This window comes from Sutcliffiella horikoshii (assembly GCF_044809035.1).
GTDB lineage: Bacteria > Bacillota > Bacilli > Bacillales > Bacillaceae_I > Sutcliffiella_A > Sutcliffiella_A horikoshii_G.
This window is the reverse complement of sequence record NZ_CP085237.1, coordinates 850,649-867,272: the sequence shown is the minus strand read 5'-3', so window position 1 is coordinate 867,272 and position 16,624 is coordinate 850,649. Positions and strand designations below refer to the sequence as shown.

Sequence of the window (16,624 nt, the reverse complement as noted above, 5' to 3'; positions counted from 1 at the left end):
TTTTAAGAAGAATGGGGTTTTCACCATGGAGAACTTTTTTCTATTTGTTTTTATGAGTATTTTACTTATCATTCTGCCTGGCCCTGACACCGCCATCGCCACCAAAAATACCTTGTCTTCTGGAAGAGTCGGAGGATTCAAAACTGTTTTAGGTACCTTTTGCGCCATCCTTATCCATACAGCCGCAGCCGTCGTTGGTCTCTCTGCCATTATTGTTAAATCTGCCTTCCTGTTCTCTCTCTTCAAATATGTCGGTGCCGTTTACCTAGTCTACCTTGGGATAAAGACCATATGGGCACTTCGTAGCAAGAAACCCGAGGTACTTGGCGAGACCGTCGCAACAAATAAGTATGGGAATCAATCACACTTCAAACAAGGTTTCCTGACAAATATGCTAAATCCCAAGGTTGCGGTCTTTTTCCTGACCTTCCTGCCACAATTCGTTAACCCGGGAACAAGCACAATCGGGCCATTCCTCCTTATGGGAGTTACCTACGCTGTCCTGACAGCAATTTGGTTTGTCCTTTACATCTATCTAGTTGATCAGATTAGTGCATTTATGAAAAGACCTCGTACCACCACTGTTATTGAATCCATTACCGGTGCAGTTTTGATTGGGTTTGGAGTCAAGTTGGCTTTGGAGAAGGGTTCAGAGTAAAAGGAAATAATAAAACAAACACCTACACCCCACGACCATGTTATAATATGAACGGATGTGAGGTGTTAAGAAATGAATAAACGATGGACTATTGGTAAGATAATTGAATTTGTTGAGAAGAATTCAGATAGTAAACTGTTATCAACTGAATACCACGGATTCTCTCAAAAGTTACTGTTTAAATGTGATTGTGGCAACAACTTTGAAAAGACTTTTACAAAATTCAAAAATAATAACCAACGCAAATGTGACGTGTGCCAGCCACCAAAGGCTTCACGATAATAGATACTATAAAAAGTGCCAATTGAATTTGGCACTTTTTTGTTTTGTCTTCTATATGTTAAAAGAACCATCCGTGGGCAGGAACTCTACTTGTTTTATCGAAATAGTTGTTACCGAATACTTTTAAGGAGGAGTTAGATATGGTTCCTACATATACCGTCATGTCCTTTAATCTGCGTGTTATCGTACCCTCTGATCCATTTAGCTGGGAAGACCGTAAACACTGGATTGCAGAAACCATTAACACATACAGGCCTGACATTATCGGCACACAGGAAGCAACCATTCCAATGCTAGATTGGCTGAAAGAGAGCTTCAAAGAGTCCTATGAAGTATATGCAGTCAATCGAAGCGTTTCCACGGAGGTTGGAGAATTTAGTGCTGTATTTGTCAAAAAATCCAGTTTTACCATAGGTTCAAAAGGGTCTTTCATGCTATCAGAAACTCCAGATATTATCGGAAGTATGGGCTGGGATGCACACTGCGAAAGAATTTGTTCTTGGGTGGAGCTTATTCCAAAGGAAAAAACCGAACCAGTTTTGCGCTTTTTTAATACTCATCTTGATCATATGGGGAAGCTTGCGAGGAAGGAAGGATTGAAACTAATTCGTGACGTGATTCGTAGTAAGAATAATGAGAAAAGCTTGCCAGTTATTTTAACTGGGGATTTCAATGATGTGCCGGAAAGTGAAGCATTGGCGGAAGTTTCGTCCATGGGAAGCTGCTATTCTTGTTTTACTGCAAAAGAGAAACATAACTGCCTGACTTTTCATGCATACGAAGGCGGAATAAAAGGCAGTCCCATCGATTACATATTGGGTTCGAACGGCGTAGCGTTTCTTACTGCCCGCATTATTAGAGACAGTTTTGATGAAGGGTACCCGTCCGATCATTATCCTGTTTTGGCAACGGTAAAACTTTTGAGAAGGTGATGAAGATTAAAAATAAAGTTCAGGTACTCTTATTAGCCATGACTGTGCTAGCAACCATTTTCTTGATATGGGCAGGACTCTTAGGCAACAATGATATTTTTCCACTTCTTTTAACTTTGGTTGTCACATTGTCTATGGGAAACCTTATGCTACAAAACCAAGATAATAAGGGATTTCACTTATATCGGATTGCATTTGGCTTTGGTTTAATTTCACTGGTGTTGAGTGTTACTTTTTTAGTGATTGGATAAATGAGGAGGAGAGAAAAAATGACCACCAAAACCGTTTTGCAAATTACTTCTTTATCAGGCTATGAACAGGAAATTGGTCGTGCTTTGTGGTGTTTAGAAGATGTACGCCGCAACCTAACTAAGAAATTAATAGGAATCAGCCAAAGTGAGCTTGATGAAAAGATTGAATCTAGACAGTCCATCGGATCTTTGTTGTACCACATTGCTTATGTAGAGGCTGGTTGGCTATATGGGGAAGTGATGGAAAAAGAAGCTTGGGACTCAGAAATAGAAGAGCTTTTCCCCTTAGATGGATGGCCGGACGGGAAATTGGTACATATTGATGGAGATACTCTGGAAGCCCATCTTCACCGTTTAAATAAAGTGAGAGAGACCTTGCTTTCCCACTTTCGTTCTATGGATTTGGAAGATTGGCGCCGGGCTAGGGTGCTTGATGAATATGAAGTAACTCCTGAGTGGGTGATTTATCATCTAGTTGAGCATGAGGCACATCACCGGGGGCAGATTTTTCAGTTATTGAGGGAAATTCGGGGAGGCTAATACCTCCCCCTTGAATAGGAACGTTAAATGTAAAATAATAATCCTGCTATAAGGAAAATCCGAGTCATCCACGTAACTCCTCTCTAATTAATGAAACGTATAATCAATACAATGGAAAGTCCAATAATTGCCCCCATATCAACAGCGTAACTCCTATTCTCTTTCTTCTTATCCAATAAACTAATAAGCTTGCCCAGTATCACCAACAGTATTGCTATAAATATTAAAACGTTACTAGCCACAGAACTAAAAGAAGTATCGGATATAATGACATACATTGTCGGAATCACAATTAACAACCCTGCAACTGTGTACATAAACCACTTTACTTTTTCCATGAGATCATCTCCCTACCCCTCACCTTACCTAGAATACTGATATATCTATAACTTACCTTATCTACGTTTTCGTGTTAGATAAGGTTCCTTTTTTTATAGATCACACAGAATAGCCCTTTACTACTGCATATTAATAGGAAAATTATCCCTTACACCATTTCTATACTTTGACTATTATTAATATTAATATAATTCAAATTATTTAATAGGAGGTTTTCCATTGAAAAAGAAAAACAGAATTCTTACTGCCGCACTTGCTACGACATTAACCTTTGGAGCATTCAGTGTGCAAACTTACGCACAGCCAACTGTTATTGCAGAACAACAATACAGCGTGGTTAATGCATTAGATAATAAAATAATTAATAAAATCAATGCTGACAACATTTACAACATGATCGCTCATTTGGAACAAACTCCACGGGTTGCTGCATCGCCCGAAGAGTATGCTGCTGTTCAATACATAAAACAACAATTTGAATCCTATGGCTATGATGCTGAAATTCAGCCTTTTGAATTCTTTGGTTTCACTGCACCCCATACTGTCGGGTTAAGTGTGGACGGTACAAGCCTCAGCCCAGGTGCTTTCACTTATACCCCTAGCGGCGAAGTAACTGCTCCATTAGAATACGTTGGCTTAGGAACTATTACTGACTTAGCTGGCAAAGATCTTACTGGAAAGATTGCTCTTATTCAACGTGGAGAGATAAGCTTTGGTGAAAAAGTCCTAAATGCGGCTAGAAGCGGTGCTGAAGGGGTTATCATCTTTAACAATGCTCCTGGGGCACTAAATGGAACACTGAGTGAAGCCAATAATGCATATGTTCCTGCTGTGTCCATCTCACAGGCAGAAGGTAATCAGCTAGTTTCCAAGCTTAATAGTGGGGAAGGAGTTGAGGCATCACTAACAGTACTAGGTGCTTCATCAGGAATCCGCACTTCACACAATGTAATTGCATCTAAGAAAGCTTCTAATAAAAACAAAGATAACGGCAATGTCATTGTATTAACATCTCACCATGACTCTGTTCCGGGTGCACCAGGAGCGAATGACAATGCTTCTGGTACCGCAATGGTCCTTGAGCTTGCCAGAGTCCTGAAGAATACTCCAACAGATACTGAAATTCGATTTGTCACATTTGGAGCTGAAGAAATTGGGCTGATTGGTTCCAGACATTATGTCAATACATTAGCAGATAACGAACTTAATAGAATTGTAGCAAACTTCAATCTCGACATGGTCGGAAGCCGAGATGCTGGTGACCTTGTTATGAGAACAGTTGACGGCCAAGCTAACCTGGTAACAGATCTCGCTCAAGCAACGAGCTCCAGATTAAATGGGGAACCGACATCATTCAGCCGCGGTGGAAGCAGTGATCACGTACCATTTGGAGAAAAGGGAATCCCTGCAGCACTGTTTATCCACAGCCCGCTTGAGCCTTGGTACCACACACCGGAAGATACACTAGATAAAATCAGCAAAGAAAAGCTTCAGGATGTAGCAGAAATCGTAGGGACGGCAATCTATGATTACGCCCGCTTCGACAACCAAGGACCTAAGCCAAAGAAGAGAGAAAAAGTAGATAACCTACCTAAGCAAATGTATTTTGAAGAAGAACTCCAGTAAGTAAGAATAAGGGACGGCTCGGTTGCTTCATAAGCAATCGAGCCGTCCCTTTAATTGATTCATTTTAGGTTGGAATGGACCACATTCCCTAACTTCTCAATACCTTTTACTATATTCTCCTCACCCTCATAGCTGAATGACAGACGAATATATTCTGCCCCTTCTGTCTGATCGAGGAAAAAGTATTTACCCGGAAGGAATGATACCCCTGCCTCTGTCGCGTTTGAAAGTAGTTTCTCTGTGTCTATACCCGGAAGCTTCACCCAAACAAAATAACCGCCTTCTGGTACAAACCAGGACGCATTTTCTGGAAGGTACTTTTCAAGTGCTTCCAGCATCACTTGGCATTTTTGCTGATATGCCCCACTTAAAGATTGCAACCGCGATGTAAAATCTGTGTTTTCCAAAAGTGTGGCCATGGTAGCTTGTGCGAAAGGATGCTCCAAATCTTTTTTGAACCAGAATAGGGCTTGGATGAATGTTTCCGTAGTATGTACCCAGCCAATCCGCATGCCTGGCGCGATTACTTTTGACAAGGAACCAACGTAGAGAACCCTCCCCTTTGAATCCATGGACTTAAGTGTCTTCGGATTATCGTTAAAACCAAGCTCGCCATATGCATCGTCTTCAAGCACCAAGAAATCGTATTCTTCTGCTAGTTTTAAAACATGCATTCTGCGCTCCACTGTCATCGTTGTTCCAGTTGGATTATGGAAGGTTGGAATCGTGTATAAGAATGTTGGCTTCGTTAGCCCTTTTTGCTTTCTCTCCTCAAGCAACTCCGCTAACTTTTCCGTTTGAAGACCGTCCTTATCAATCGGAACAGTTAATATCCTACCTGTGTAGTTCTGAAAAATTTCAAGTGCCTCCATATAAGTTGGTGACTCGACTACCACTACGGCATCCTTATCAAGGAAGATACGAGCTATCAGGTCTATTGCCTGGCATGCCCCGGCTGTAATTAAAAGCTCTTCGTCCTTCGCAGGCATACCACGTACATCCTGCCTCGATCGTACCCATTCTTTCAGCTTATCGATTCGCGGACTTCCTATGTAATGTAAAGGCAAATCATTTTCTTCTTCTAGCAATTGAGCTACTGCTTCTTTTAATTCCATGGATGGTACTAAATGAGGTGCCGGATAGCCAGAATGTAATCGAATTGCATGAGCTGGAACGGACGGGATCCATTCGCCGGGAGGGTTATTTTGTAGGGCTGCTTTAATATCTTTTGGAAAAAAGGATTCCATGTTCATTGATACCAGTCACCTTTCCAATTTATAAGTTCCTTCTATTTTAAACTTACTTTCACTTGATAGACAATAGAGCAAACCCAGTTTAGGGTCTGCTCTGTTGCTGTTAGTTTTTCGGTGCGTCAAGCGCTTGGTAGTCTGTCTGGTACTTTCCGCCTTCTGCCACTTCGGAGTGATAAAGTGCTTTTAAGGCGAAGTTTTTCTCTAGACCGTGTTCTTCCATCAACTCTCTTAAGCGATACTGTAATTCATCGTTGTCTTTAATAAGTTGCTTCATTTGCGACTTGAAATATTTCATCAGGTGTTAGCCCCTTTCGGTTATGGCATCCATCTGCTTAGTATACATGATATCGAATATTTTTTTTCTAAATCAACAAAAAAAGGAGCCCCAAGACTTTTTATTTCTTGAAACTCCTCCTATTTTTTTAAAAGGCAATTCTATTTTTACCTGTCCGTTTCACCCTATAGAGTGCCTCATCTGCACTCCTAATAATCTCGTTAACCTCAATTGAAACGTTAATATCGGGCTCACAGACAGCTCCGCCGATACTGCAACCGACAGAAACTCCTTTTCCAGTGACTAGGAATGGATTGTTAATAGAGGTAATAATGCGTTCTCCTATTTTCATACCCTCTTTTTGGGGGTTGGCAGTAACAGGAAGGACCATGACAAATTCATCTCCACCCATTCTGGCAACCATCCCTCCTGCAAGTACCGCTTCATTAAGTCTCTCACTTACAGCTTTTAAAAGGATGTCTCCTGCCTCATGTCCTAGATGGTCATTTATTTTTTTGAAACCATCTAGGTCCATATAGAGGACGGCAAATGCAAGATCGCCTTTAATGGCTTCCTCTATAAATGCATACAGAGCGATCCGGTTTGGAAGTCCGGTCAGATGGTCGCGGCGTGCTACATCTTCCATTCTCTCAAGCGCAGTCTCCGTTCTTGTAAGCTTAGAGATTAGTTTTTTGAGAGAATACGAGAGAACTTCTATTTCTTTAATGCCTCTGTGAGCAGGTATTGTTACCTGTTCCCCACGCCTCAATTGATCAGCAGCGCTTGTTATATTTTTCAAGGGAGCAGTTATCTTACCCGCGACAATCCAGCCTAGGATCGCAAGCAGACCCGCCAAAACAAATCCAAACGTGTAGATAAATTGCTGGGTTTCTTTAATTGGAGCATAGGCATCGTCTATCGGTTGACGAACAAGAATCACCCAGTCGAGGCCAGGATAATCTTTATACCCGCTTGCCAGTACATAGCCGGTCAGATACTCTTTCCCGTTCGGCCATTTCTCAAGCACCCAGCCATTTCCGCCTTTTCTGGCTTCATTCACACTTGTCAGTTGCAGCATACTTCCGAGATCTTCTTCCGGACCAAGCAACACGGTATCATCCAATCCGCTTACAATGAACATATCCAAACTGTTTCGTTTCTGAAGTGGTTTCATCATGGAATCCTCAATTTCCTTTGCCCACTCCCAGCTTAGATGTGCCGCAAGCACACCGATGAATTCATTTTCTTCATTATAAACGGGAGTACTGATATCCACGAATTTCATCACTTCTCCAGTAGGATTTGGAAGCAGAGTGGCAAGAAGCACCGCCTCATGGACATCACCAATAAAAGTCTTTTCTTGCGCTTCTTTGAACACCGGCCGTTCCGATATGTCGACACCTTGTAAAATTCCATCGGTTGAGGACAGGACTTTTCCATCCTTATCTGTCATTCCAATCCAAGAGAAAGAAGGAAATTTCTCCTTCAACCGATCAAGAACCTGCTGTTGCCCATCCAAATCTTCTGTCTGCCTCATTTCTGATAAAGTGCTCAGCATAGAAACCTCTCCGTAGCGTGACCACATATAATGATCTAATTTCCCCGCCATTATATAGGAAGTCTCCTTTAGCGAGTTTCCTATCTCACTTCTCACCTCTTCATTAAAACGGTGCCCAATGGCCACGCTCAACACAATCGTTAAAACAATAATCAATGCCGCAAAACTTGCCGATAAAAGTGCCTGTAAACTGAACGATCTTTTCATAATGCCCCCATGTTTCTCTATGTCGAATTCCTATTTAAATATAGCATAGGGTTGGTGGAAGGAATATACATTGTCAGCTAATATTAAAAGGCACACCTTTTCGCAAAGTGTACCTTCCATATAATTAATTCAATCTAAAATCCCCTGAAGTCGTTCTTACTTTAAGCAAAAACTCTCCGTCTCCAATCGTCCCCGCTATATGCTTCTCACTTTTCCCCTCATATTGAATTCCATCTAAGTTTACGGTTCCCTTTCCTGATCGCCCTTTGAAGTCAACTGCTAGAGAGGTAGGGTTTTCGTCGAACTGTACTCTCACATCACCACTCGTTACCTCCACCTCAATATTACCTGTTATCCGTTCATTTTCTATAACGATATCCCCTGATGTCGTCTCAACGTCAATATCCCCTTGAAGCCCCCAAACATGAATATCACCAGATGTGGTATCCACTTTTACATCCGCAAGAACTTCCTTGAAGGTAATTTCACCGCTTGTTCCTTCAATTGAAATTGACTTGGCTTCTGTGTTCTCAATGCGGACATCACCACTTGTCAGAACTATAGAGTAATTCTCTTCTATTTTGACGCCTTCTACTATAATATCCCCTGAAGTCAGCTCTGTTTTTAAAGAATCCACTTGCATTCCTTCCAGATGAATATCACTCGATGTGGAATAGGTGGATAACTCTGTATAAATTTTCTCCGGCACTTCAATTTCAAGTTTCAGACTGGTGATGTTAGTTCCAATTTGAAATTCCATTTTAGGTTGTTCGACTTCAATATGTACTTTTCCATCTGCTTCCTTTACTTTTAATTTATAGTTCTCCTTGTTTTTCTCACTAACGTCTCCGGATAATATTGCATAGATGTCTTCCCTATCCGAAGAAACCACCTTGATATCTGCGGAAGTGGCACGGATTTCTATGTTTTCAACCTCACTGCCGCTTACTGTTTCTTCTTGTTCAATGAAGGTAGTATTAGAATTAAAACTAAATGTTTCTTTAAATTGACCGAAAACCACTGTAGCTCCAATTGCTAATAAAATAAGCACAAACAAGAACGATAAGACTTTTTTCATACCATTCCCTCCTCCCCATTTATTAATCTAACGCTATAGTGATTCATGGATTTTGGTATCCCCTTTATCTTGAAATAACCTTCATAAGCAAGAGTTCGAAGGCGATATTCTAAAAACGCAGTATTGAATCTTCCTTCTAACTGACCGTGCATTTCACCAATAATACGTGCTGCTTTTACAAACTTATTTTCGGCAAAATCCTTTTGGACTTTTTGAGCACAATGAAGTAGTTCTTGATCTATATAGTCTTCACGAACCCCTTGTATCTTCTCATTCTTCCAAATACGAAGCAGGTTCTTCGTTTCTTTTAGCTGAAGCCACTCATCTGATAATTGGTTTCTAGCATTTATGGACAAAATATTTTCCGATTCATTTTCAAAAATTACTTTCAACGTTTCCGGCAGGAACGAATTGCTTGGAAAGCTGGAGTTTTCCATAACCTTTGGTTGCATTTATCAGAACCACTTGATTTTCACTGTTACGCAAGTGGTGAAAGATGTATCGATGAAAAATTTGTTCATGCGCATTATCACCTGTCCACAGGATTACAGGGATATGTGGAGGGATATGGTTTAATTCTTCGATTGCTTTTCTAAAGTTGCTACTAAACTCTTCTTCCAAGGAATCCTCGAAAATATTAATATGATCTTGGAGCCACTCTTCCCTTTCTGATGAATCACCTAAGGGGCCGATATCAAACATCTTCCAAAAACCTATCACCTTATGGTTTCCCTCCAAGCCAACTTTTAGCGATCCGGCAGTAGATTCACTCCCGGCAATATGGATCATGTCATAATCTGTTCGAGGTGGTGGCTGGTGGTCGATTATTTGTACTATATGCTGTATCTCTTCTATCATTTCTTTTTTTGGCACGTCTATTTTCGTTAATTGATCTAAACGGAGTAAGGTTAAGCGCAACCATGTTTTAGCATCCTTTTCGGATAGTTGTTCAATCGTTTCCTTTAACTTTTCTATCATGGTTCGACCCCCAAGGAATATTTTACCTGTATTCTAACTATACCACCTTCAAATGGCTAATTCTACCACTTCATTATTTTGCCGTTTCTATTCAAAGTTTTCCAATTTAATAGTAAGATAGCATCAGAAACTTCATAGTTCTTACATACGTATGTAAAAGAAACAACTTAAATGGATGAGAGAGACCTGTCCAAAGGAGGATACAATGGTAGTAAAACATCGATATATGACGGCATTGCTTTTAAGCAGCAGTTTAATTCTCTCTGCCTGTACAGAAAAAAATACAAGCGTGGACGAAAATCAGCCTGCTGAGCAAGAAATCGTGAAAGATCAATATGAACAACTTGTGGATAAAAAGAATGAGGAATTGGAGCTTGAAGCGCTTGAGCTAACTTCTTATGCGGAAGAAGTTAATGCGACTTTCAGCTTGCCTGAGTACAAGGAATTCAGCGCAAACGGTCAAGTAGAGATTTCTGGAACCGTTGAAAAGCATGCTGATTTAAAAGGGGAGTACGTTTGGATTAAGGTGCGTTCTGAGGAAGATGGCCCTGCAGGGGACTTGATGGAATATTACGTGCCAATAGAGGACGGTGCTTTTAACGAGAACATCTCCTTTTTTAATGGAGAGGGGGAATACCAAGTCACCGTCCAGCTTCCCGATACTGATCGGGAAAACTATTACTATGATACTGCGAGTTTCACCGTCCATAATGTAAACCCGGAATCAACCTATGATATTTCTTTATCTCCTTTTGGACATGATGCAGACCTTCAGTTCGATGTAGAATCAGCTTTTTTAAAAGAAAACGAGCTATTCTCTTTCGGAGGGAAAGCAAGTAATCTCTCAGACGGAGATACATTAATGCTACAACTAAAAAAAGACTCCGACATTTGGAAGCATATGGTCACTGTTGAAAATGGACAGTTTTCCACGGACATTCCACTTTTCTATGGAAAAGGGTTGCACCAGTTGGAAGTCCTGGTCCCAGATGGTGAACGGGAAGATTACTATCAACTTGCCTCCACTTTTTATATAGACAATGCCTCTGAACGAGTGATGCAACCTTTAGAGTATTATACTGCTTATAAAGAGCGCGGTGTGACACTTGAATCTCCCCAATATGGAGGGGACGAGGCGGAAGGAACCTATTCAGTAAAAGGTAAAATTGACCCTGAAGCAGAGTTTGGACCGGAGACCACTCACATTTATGTAACGACGAAAAAAGGAGAAGATGAAGCACTTGATGTGATTCCTGTGGAAAACTATGAGTTTGACGGGTCCTTTTATCTACGTTTCGGACCTGGTGAGTATGAGGTAACATTAAATGTTCCAGAAATCAAAGAAGAAAACAGTGATTTTTTCCGCTATTATGGTTTTGCTAAATTTAATGTGACCGCTTCTGCTGAAGATAAACGAGATCTATTGCCTTCCCGCGGCGTTCAGTCTGATGCGCCTGAAATCATCCAGCTTGCTGAAGAGCTGACTGCTGGAAGAGATTCTAATCGCGAAAAGGCAAAAGCGATATATGAATATGTTGCAAAAAATGTAACTTATGATGTGCAGAAGTATAAGAACAATGAGTTCGAGTGGGATGATAGTGCTTTAAAGACGCTGGATTCCATGACAGGTGTTTGCCAGGATTATGCATATCTAGCTATTGCACTGATGCGTGCGAGCGGGGTGGAAGCAAGATATGTGGAGGGGCGTGCTGGCTCTCCATGGCCGGGGAATCACGCATGGGTCGAAGCGAACTTAGATGGCGAGTGGGTCGAGATGGATCCAACCTGGGGTTCAGGGTACATTGATGGTGATGATAAGTTTGTCGCTGCTTATAATGAGGACTATTTCAATCCGAATCCTGATGAGTTTAAAAAGACGCACTCACGGACTGGGGTTAGATATTGATTGGTGAGTCTTCGGAGTGTAGTTTTGTATGGGCATGATTTGGTGGTCACATAGACGGTATCTATGTGACCGTTTTTTTGTTTGGTGGGTGCGGGGGGAGGTTAGGTGGAGGTTTCGGGGGGATTTGGTATATTATGGTTTCTATTAGACTTCTGGGGACTTGGTGCGGGGGCTTCGGTAGTTGAGACGGCTTCTATTAGACAGTTGACTGCTTGGGGCAGGGGCTTCCGGCGTTGAGACGGCTTCTATTAGACAGTTGACTGCTTGGGGCTTGGGCTTCCGGCGTTGAGACAGCTTCTATTAGACAGTTCATCACTTAGGGCGGGGGCTTCCGGCGTTGAGACGGCTTCTATTAGACAGTTCATCACTTAGGGCGAGGGCTTCCGGCGTTGAGACGGCTTCTATTAGACAGTTGACTGCTTGGTGCGGGAGCTCCGGGCGTTGAGACGGCTTCTATTAGACAGTTGACTGCTTGGGGCGGGGGCTTCCGGCGTTGAGACAGCTTCTATTAGACAGTTCATCACTTAGGGCGAGGGCTTCCGGCGTTGAGACGGCTTCTATTAGACAGTTGACTGCTTGGTGCGGGAGCTTCCGGCGTTGAGACGGCTTCTATTAGACAGTTGACTGCTTGGTGCGGGAGCTCCGGGCGTTGAGACGGCTTCTCTACTACCGTTTCTCGCTTTCCCACATCACTTCGGGCGGAGACACGCCCTCTCTACTACCATTTTCCACTTTGCCACATCACTTCGGACGGAGAGAAGCCCTCTCTACTACCGTTTTCCTCTTTCCCACATCACTTCGGGTGTTGATATTAATAGTCCCTGCTTTCAATTCTCCCCCCTCAGCCCCTATACCTTCAACCTTCCCAAAACCTCCCGGACATGGGGATGATCACGGTTCTCCATTTTATAAGCCAGGTAAATAGTGTTCTCTACTGCGAGCTGCGGGAACAATATCTTTGCTTTCCCTGCCTCAATCGAATCCTTTATTAGATAGATAGGAAGCACACTGATCCCCATGTTGTTCTCAATTGCTTCCAACACGGCTCTTAAATCAGGAATGACATGTAACGGCTGAATTTCCGGTCGCTTGTTAAAATGTTCTCTCCAGTATCTTCTTACAATTGGCAGTTCCGTTCCATAACTCAACCAAGTCTGTTCCTTCAGCCACCCTTCTACTTCAGCCACCCCCACAGCATTAGAATCAAGATTACCATCAGCCGCTGCCACAACTACAAACACTTCGTTTTCAATTTTTTTGTACTCTACCCCAGCAATAGGTGTCTTTTGGGTGGTAATGATCAAATCTACTGCCCCCGCACTAAGCTTTTCTTGTAATTCGTGTGCCACGCCAAATTGTACTGATAACCTTATTTCCATATCCTTCAATCTACCTATTGCTGCTTTTGTAAAATAATCCGCTGGTGAACCAAGCTTCACTAAAGGAGCGAGGGTTGGTTGATTAGCACCATTCCTCAACTCCATACTGGTGCTCTCCAATTTTTCAATCAGAGGTACAATTTTTGTATAAAGTTCTTTCCCTTTTTCCGTTGGGATCATTTTTCTAGGTGCACGAACAAATAGAGATTCTCCAATCTCTACCTCCAATGCCGCCAAGTGCTGACTCATCGCAGGTTGTGTCAGAATCCTTGCTTTGGCCGCTGCCGACACAGAGCCGTGCTTATATATACTGATGAAGCTACGGTACCATTCAAAATCGATCATAAAATTTGCATTCCTTTTCCTATAAATAAAGCACCGTTCCTGCACATAAAGAACGGTGCCATTGCATACTTAAAATTAAACTTTTGTTAATTTATATACTTCCCGTTTTTCCACTAAACTTTCAATATTCTTGCGATAGGTTTGATAATGTTCCGTTTCGATATGTTCCTTAAAAGCTTGTTCGTCCTGCCAAGTTTCATAGAAGACAAAAACACCTGCCTGCTCGACAGACTGATGCAAGGAGTATTCCTCACAGCCCTTTTCAGCGAGTGACGGAGCCACCATTTTCTTCATTTCCTGAAACAAGTCATCTTCCTTACCAGGTTTGGCAATCATGATGGCATTTATTGTGATAGGTTTCATTGAAATCCAGCTCCCTTAAAAGTAAAAGTGCATGACGTAGGATTGTTCACAAATCTACTTTATCCAATGGTTTTCCAAAAAATTCCTGCAAGCGAGAGCTTCCTTGCTTACAGGATGATGTGTTAGCCTAGTTGTTTTACTACTTCTTTTGCCACACTAATAGTGGATTGAGGATTTTGCCCAGTAATTAATTTTCCATCCGCTTGCATATGATCTGTCCAGTTATCCCTAACAATAACTTCCGCCCCTAATTCACGAAGGCGAGTTTCTAAAAGGAAGGGCATGTACTTATCCAATGTTGTTTCTCTTTCCTCATCATCTGTAAATGCCGTTACTGTTTTACCTGCAACAAGTGGTGTCCCATCTGACAGCTTCACTCCTACAAGCCCGGCTGGACCGTGGCATACTGCCGCAACTAGCTTATCCGCTTCATACAGATCGCGGATTACTTGGTGTAATTTCTCGTTATCAGGAAGATCAAACATCGTACCATGACCACCCGGCAAGAAGATTGCATCAAATTTCGATACATCTGTGACCTCATCTAATTTAATCGTATTCTCTAAATATTGAGCTGTGTCCAAGATTTCTTGAGGTGTCTCTCCACCTTCTAAACTTCTAGCATCTACTGGAGATTTACCACCCAGTGGACTTGCAACGGTAATCTCATATCCCTTATTAGCAAATTCCACATACGCCTCGCCAAATTCTGAAAGCCATAATCCTGTTTCGTGTCCGTCTTTCATTTTATCTGCAGTAGTTACAACCATTAATATATGTTTAGTCATCATACTTTCCTCCTAAAATGTGTTTGTTTTTATTACAGTTTTCATTTTAGTACGAGATAATCTATAATACAAATTAGTTAATTTTGCATTATGTATAAATATATTTATAGCACTTCACCCCTCCTTTAAATACATTACCCATTTTGTTCATTTTTAAAAGATAGAATGTGTTGTTTCAATGAAGGTATTAGAAGTTGAAAAATAGGTAAAAAAAAAGCCCCAACGCATGGAATTACGCTTCAGGGCTTGTTACTTTTAGTTTACCTTCTTCATGGAGAACTTCAATAAGTGCGTTTACAACATCTGGATCATATTGAGAAGGAGAAAGCCTTTGCAGTTCATCAATTGCATACTCTGGAGTAAATGCATTTCGATAGGCACGGTCTTCTGTCATGGCGTCGAAAGTGTCGCTGACTGCGATGATGCGGGCTTCTAAGACAATTTCCTCTGCGATAAGCCCTTTCGGATATCCACGACCATTCAAACGTTCATGATGCTGTTCGATGATAGTTGCAATCGTTTCATCATAGTACAACTCTTTAACCATTTCCGCGCCGTCTTCAGGATGTTTCTTTATTAATGCAAATTCATCGTTTGTGAGTTTGGCAGGTTTATTAAGAATTTCTGAAGGTATATTTATTTTACCAATATCGTGAAGGATTGCAGAAATATATAATCTTTCTAAATTTGATTTAGATAATGATAGTTTTTTCGCTATCTTAATAGAGTATTTTGCAACTCTTTCATTATGATTATAAGTATAAGGATCTCTTTCTTCAACGCGTTCTACTATCTGGCTTAGCTCTTTAACATTATCACTTAATTGGAAAAAGGTCGGTTCATTTATAATCCATAAATATTTTGCATCAGATAGTGCAGTAAAGTGAATTGTTTCTTCTAGTTCACTACATGAAAAATAGTCGCATGGACCAAGTTCAATCTTTTCGCCGTTTCGCTCACACAGTATTTTACCTTCGAGAATATAAAAGAATTCCACTACCTTTGGACTTTCTGCAGGGTAAATATAGAAAATATTATCTTGCCTAACTGTTTGAACCATAACTTCTATACCTTCACCTTTGGACAGAAGACTTAACTCAAAGTTTTCCATATTTACCTTTTCGATGTTTTGATCTTTTTTCCCAATAGTAAAAGCCACTTTTGTTCACCTCTTATATTTGAAAAGCGACCACTTAATAAAAAGTAACCGCTTTTCCTTTACAATCTTTTAATATCCTACTAATCGCACTGGATCAATCCAAGCCCAACGATCAGCAAATCTTACATATTTCCAGAAGCACTCAGCTACTACGCCATATTCTGCTACTTCATCGATTGTATCCTGAGTCATTTGTAATGTGATATCAAACACATAGGTGATGATTGCATCAACTTCTTGATCAAATTGAGCAGTTCTTTGGTTCATACGCTCTTCTAACTGGCCTTTTTCTAATAGAAGCGCAGATAGTGCTGCATTTAACTCCTCTTGTTGAGAAGCTTCTGTTGCGTTTGTTAAGTCTGTTTCTACACTAGCAATCTCTTGATCTAAATTTTCTAGTTCATTTTTCATTACATCTAATTCTTCTAAATACACTGCCCATAAAGCGTCCGCATCTTGTACACCTGTTTCAATAATTTGATCCATTTCGATGTTTGCAGCATCAATGATTTCTAGTGCTTTTTCAATATCTGCGTCACTTGCAGCTTGAGCATTAGAGGATAAACCTAATGAAACCCCTAAAAATAAAATTGTAAAAAAAGCAAGCATACCAAATTTTCTCACTGTTAAATCCCCCTACATATTTTTTTTTTACTTTTCTCGTTGCTATTGTGCGAATTTCTCTCTTGTAGTTACATTATGTAATTT

General features: G+C 41.0%; 19 protein-coding genes. 7 read left to right on the top strand and 12 right to left on the bottom strand.

Features of this window, described 5'->3' with window-relative positions:
- The first annotated feature begins 25 nt into the window (after nucleotides 1–25).
- The 5 genes from LG307_RS04660 to LG307_RS04640 all read left to right on the top strand — a co-directional run bounded on the left by LG307_RS04660 (nucleotide 26) and on the right by LG307_RS04640 (nucleotide 2,663).
- Nucleotides 26–658, top strand: a complete 633-nt coding sequence (locus LG307_RS04660; protein ID WP_404448575.1) for a LysE family translocator — start codon at nucleotides 26–28, stop codon at nucleotides 656–658.
- 72 nt (nucleotides 659–730) lie between these two features.
- On the top strand, nucleotides 731–940 hold the full coding sequence (locus LG307_RS04655; protein ID WP_404448573.1) for a hypothetical protein: 210 nt from the start codon (nucleotides 731–733) through the stop codon (nucleotides 938–940).
- A 140-nt stretch (nucleotides 941–1,080) separates the two neighbouring features.
- The gene (locus LG307_RS04650; protein WP_404448571.1) at nucleotides 1,081–1,872 is read left to right on the top strand and encodes an endonuclease/exonuclease/phosphatase family protein; all 792 of its coding nucleotides are present in this window, start codon (nucleotides 1,081–1,083) and stop codon (nucleotides 1,870–1,872) included.
- The gene (locus LG307_RS04645; RefSeq protein ID WP_404448569.1) at nucleotides 1,872–2,123 is read left to right on the top strand and encodes a hypothetical protein; all 252 of its coding nucleotides are present in this window, start codon (nucleotides 1,872–1,874) and stop codon (nucleotides 2,121–2,123) included. The genes LG307_RS04650 and LG307_RS04645 overlap by 1 nt, the downstream gene beginning before the upstream one ends.
- Nucleotides 2,124–2,141: 18 nt before the next feature.
- Complete coding sequence (locus LG307_RS04640) at nucleotides 2,142–2,663, top strand: DinB family protein (protein WP_404448567.1); 522 nt, start codon at nucleotides 2,142–2,144, stop codon at nucleotides 2,661–2,663.
- Nucleotides 2,664–2,746: 83 nt separating this feature from the next.
- Here LG307_RS04640 and LG307_RS04635 read toward each other — a convergent pair whose 3' ends face one another.
- Nucleotides 2,747–3,001 (bottom strand): histidine kinase, encoded by a 255-nt coding sequence (locus LG307_RS04635; RefSeq protein WP_404448565.1) that lies wholly within the window; start codon nucleotides 2,999–3,001, stop codon nucleotides 2,747–2,749.
- A gap of 220 nt (nucleotides 3,002–3,221) precedes the next feature.
- Between LG307_RS04635 and LG307_RS04630 the strand changes: the two genes are divergently transcribed.
- Entirely contained in the window at nucleotides 3,222–4,628 is a 1,407-nt protein-coding gene (locus tag LG307_RS04630) for a M20/M25/M40 family metallo-hydrolase (protein WP_404448564.1), read from the top strand.
- A 59-nt stretch (nucleotides 4,629–4,687) separates the two neighbouring features.
- Here LG307_RS04630 and LG307_RS04625 read toward each other — a convergent pair whose 3' ends face one another.
- From LG307_RS04625 to LG307_RS04600, 6 genes are all read right to left on the bottom strand, one after another.
- A complete protein-coding gene (locus LG307_RS04625) occupies nucleotides 4,688–5,881 on the bottom strand; it encodes a PLP-dependent aminotransferase family protein (RefSeq protein ID WP_404448562.1) in 1,194 nt (397 codons plus the stop codon).
- A gap of 103 nt (nucleotides 5,882–5,984) precedes the next feature.
- The gene (locus tag LG307_RS04620) at nucleotides 5,985–6,176 is read right to left on the bottom strand and encodes a hypothetical protein (RefSeq protein WP_404448560.1); all 192 of its coding nucleotides are present in this window, start codon (nucleotides 6,174–6,176) and stop codon (nucleotides 5,985–5,987) included.
- Between the two features lie 127 nt (nucleotides 6,177–6,303).
- A complete protein-coding gene (locus tag LG307_RS04615) occupies nucleotides 6,304–7,920 on the bottom strand; it encodes a diguanylate cyclase domain-containing protein (RefSeq protein ID WP_404448558.1) in 1,617 nt (538 codons plus the stop codon).
- A 124-nt stretch (nucleotides 7,921–8,044) separates the two neighbouring features.
- Nucleotides 8,045–8,998, bottom strand: a complete 954-nt coding sequence (locus LG307_RS04610; protein WP_404448556.1) for a DUF4097 family beta strand repeat-containing protein — start codon at nucleotides 8,996–8,998, stop codon at nucleotides 8,045–8,047.
- Nucleotides 8,995–9,450, bottom strand: a complete 456-nt coding sequence (locus tag LG307_RS04605) for a DUF3658 domain-containing protein (RefSeq protein WP_404448555.1) — start codon at nucleotides 9,448–9,450, stop codon at nucleotides 8,995–8,997. Before LG307_RS04605 ends, LG307_RS04610 begins: the two co-directional genes overlap by 4 nt.
- Nucleotides 9,374–9,976, bottom strand: a complete 603-nt coding sequence (locus tag LG307_RS04600) for a DUF1835 domain-containing protein (RefSeq protein ID WP_404448553.1) — start codon at nucleotides 9,974–9,976, stop codon at nucleotides 9,374–9,376. The genes LG307_RS04605 and LG307_RS04600 overlap by 77 nt, the downstream gene beginning before the upstream one ends.
- Before the next feature lie 205 nt (nucleotides 9,977–10,181).
- Here LG307_RS04600 and LG307_RS04595 point away from each other — a divergent pair, with 205 nt between their 5' ends.
- Nucleotides 10,182–11,882, top strand: coding sequence for a transglutaminase family protein (locus LG307_RS04595; RefSeq protein ID WP_404448551.1), 1,701 nt, complete (start codon nucleotides 10,182–10,184; stop codon nucleotides 11,880–11,882).
- Between the two features lie 848 nt (nucleotides 11,883–12,730).
- Here LG307_RS04595 and LG307_RS04590 read toward each other — a convergent pair.
- From LG307_RS04590 to LG307_RS04570, 5 genes are all read right to left on the bottom strand, one after another.
- Nucleotides 12,731–13,606, bottom strand: a complete 876-nt coding sequence (locus tag LG307_RS04590; RefSeq protein ID WP_404448550.1) for a LysR family transcriptional regulator — start codon at nucleotides 13,604–13,606, stop codon at nucleotides 12,731–12,733.
- Nucleotides 13,607–13,681: 75 nt separating this feature from the next.
- Nucleotides 13,682–13,969: a putative quinol monooxygenase gene (locus LG307_RS04585; protein WP_404448548.1), complete on the bottom strand. Its 288-nt coding sequence runs from the start codon at nucleotides 13,967–13,969 to the stop codon at nucleotides 13,682–13,684.
- A gap of 122 nt (nucleotides 13,970–14,091) precedes the next feature.
- A complete protein-coding gene (locus LG307_RS04580) occupies nucleotides 14,092–14,757 on the bottom strand; it encodes a type 1 glutamine amidotransferase domain-containing protein (RefSeq protein WP_404450378.1) in 666 nt (221 codons plus the stop codon).
- 232 nt (nucleotides 14,758–14,989) lie between these two features.
- Nucleotides 14,990–15,916 carry an HD domain-containing phosphohydrolase gene (locus LG307_RS04575; RefSeq protein ID WP_404448546.1) on the bottom strand — a complete coding sequence of 309 codons (927 nt, stop codon included), beginning with the start codon at nucleotides 15,914–15,916 and terminating at the stop codon, nucleotides 14,990–14,992.
- Nucleotides 15,917–15,985: 69 nt separating this feature from the next.
- Entirely contained in the window at nucleotides 15,986–16,540 is a 555-nt protein-coding gene (locus tag LG307_RS04570; protein WP_404448544.1) for a hypothetical protein, read from the bottom strand.
- Nucleotides 16,541–16,624 lie beyond the last annotated feature (84 nt).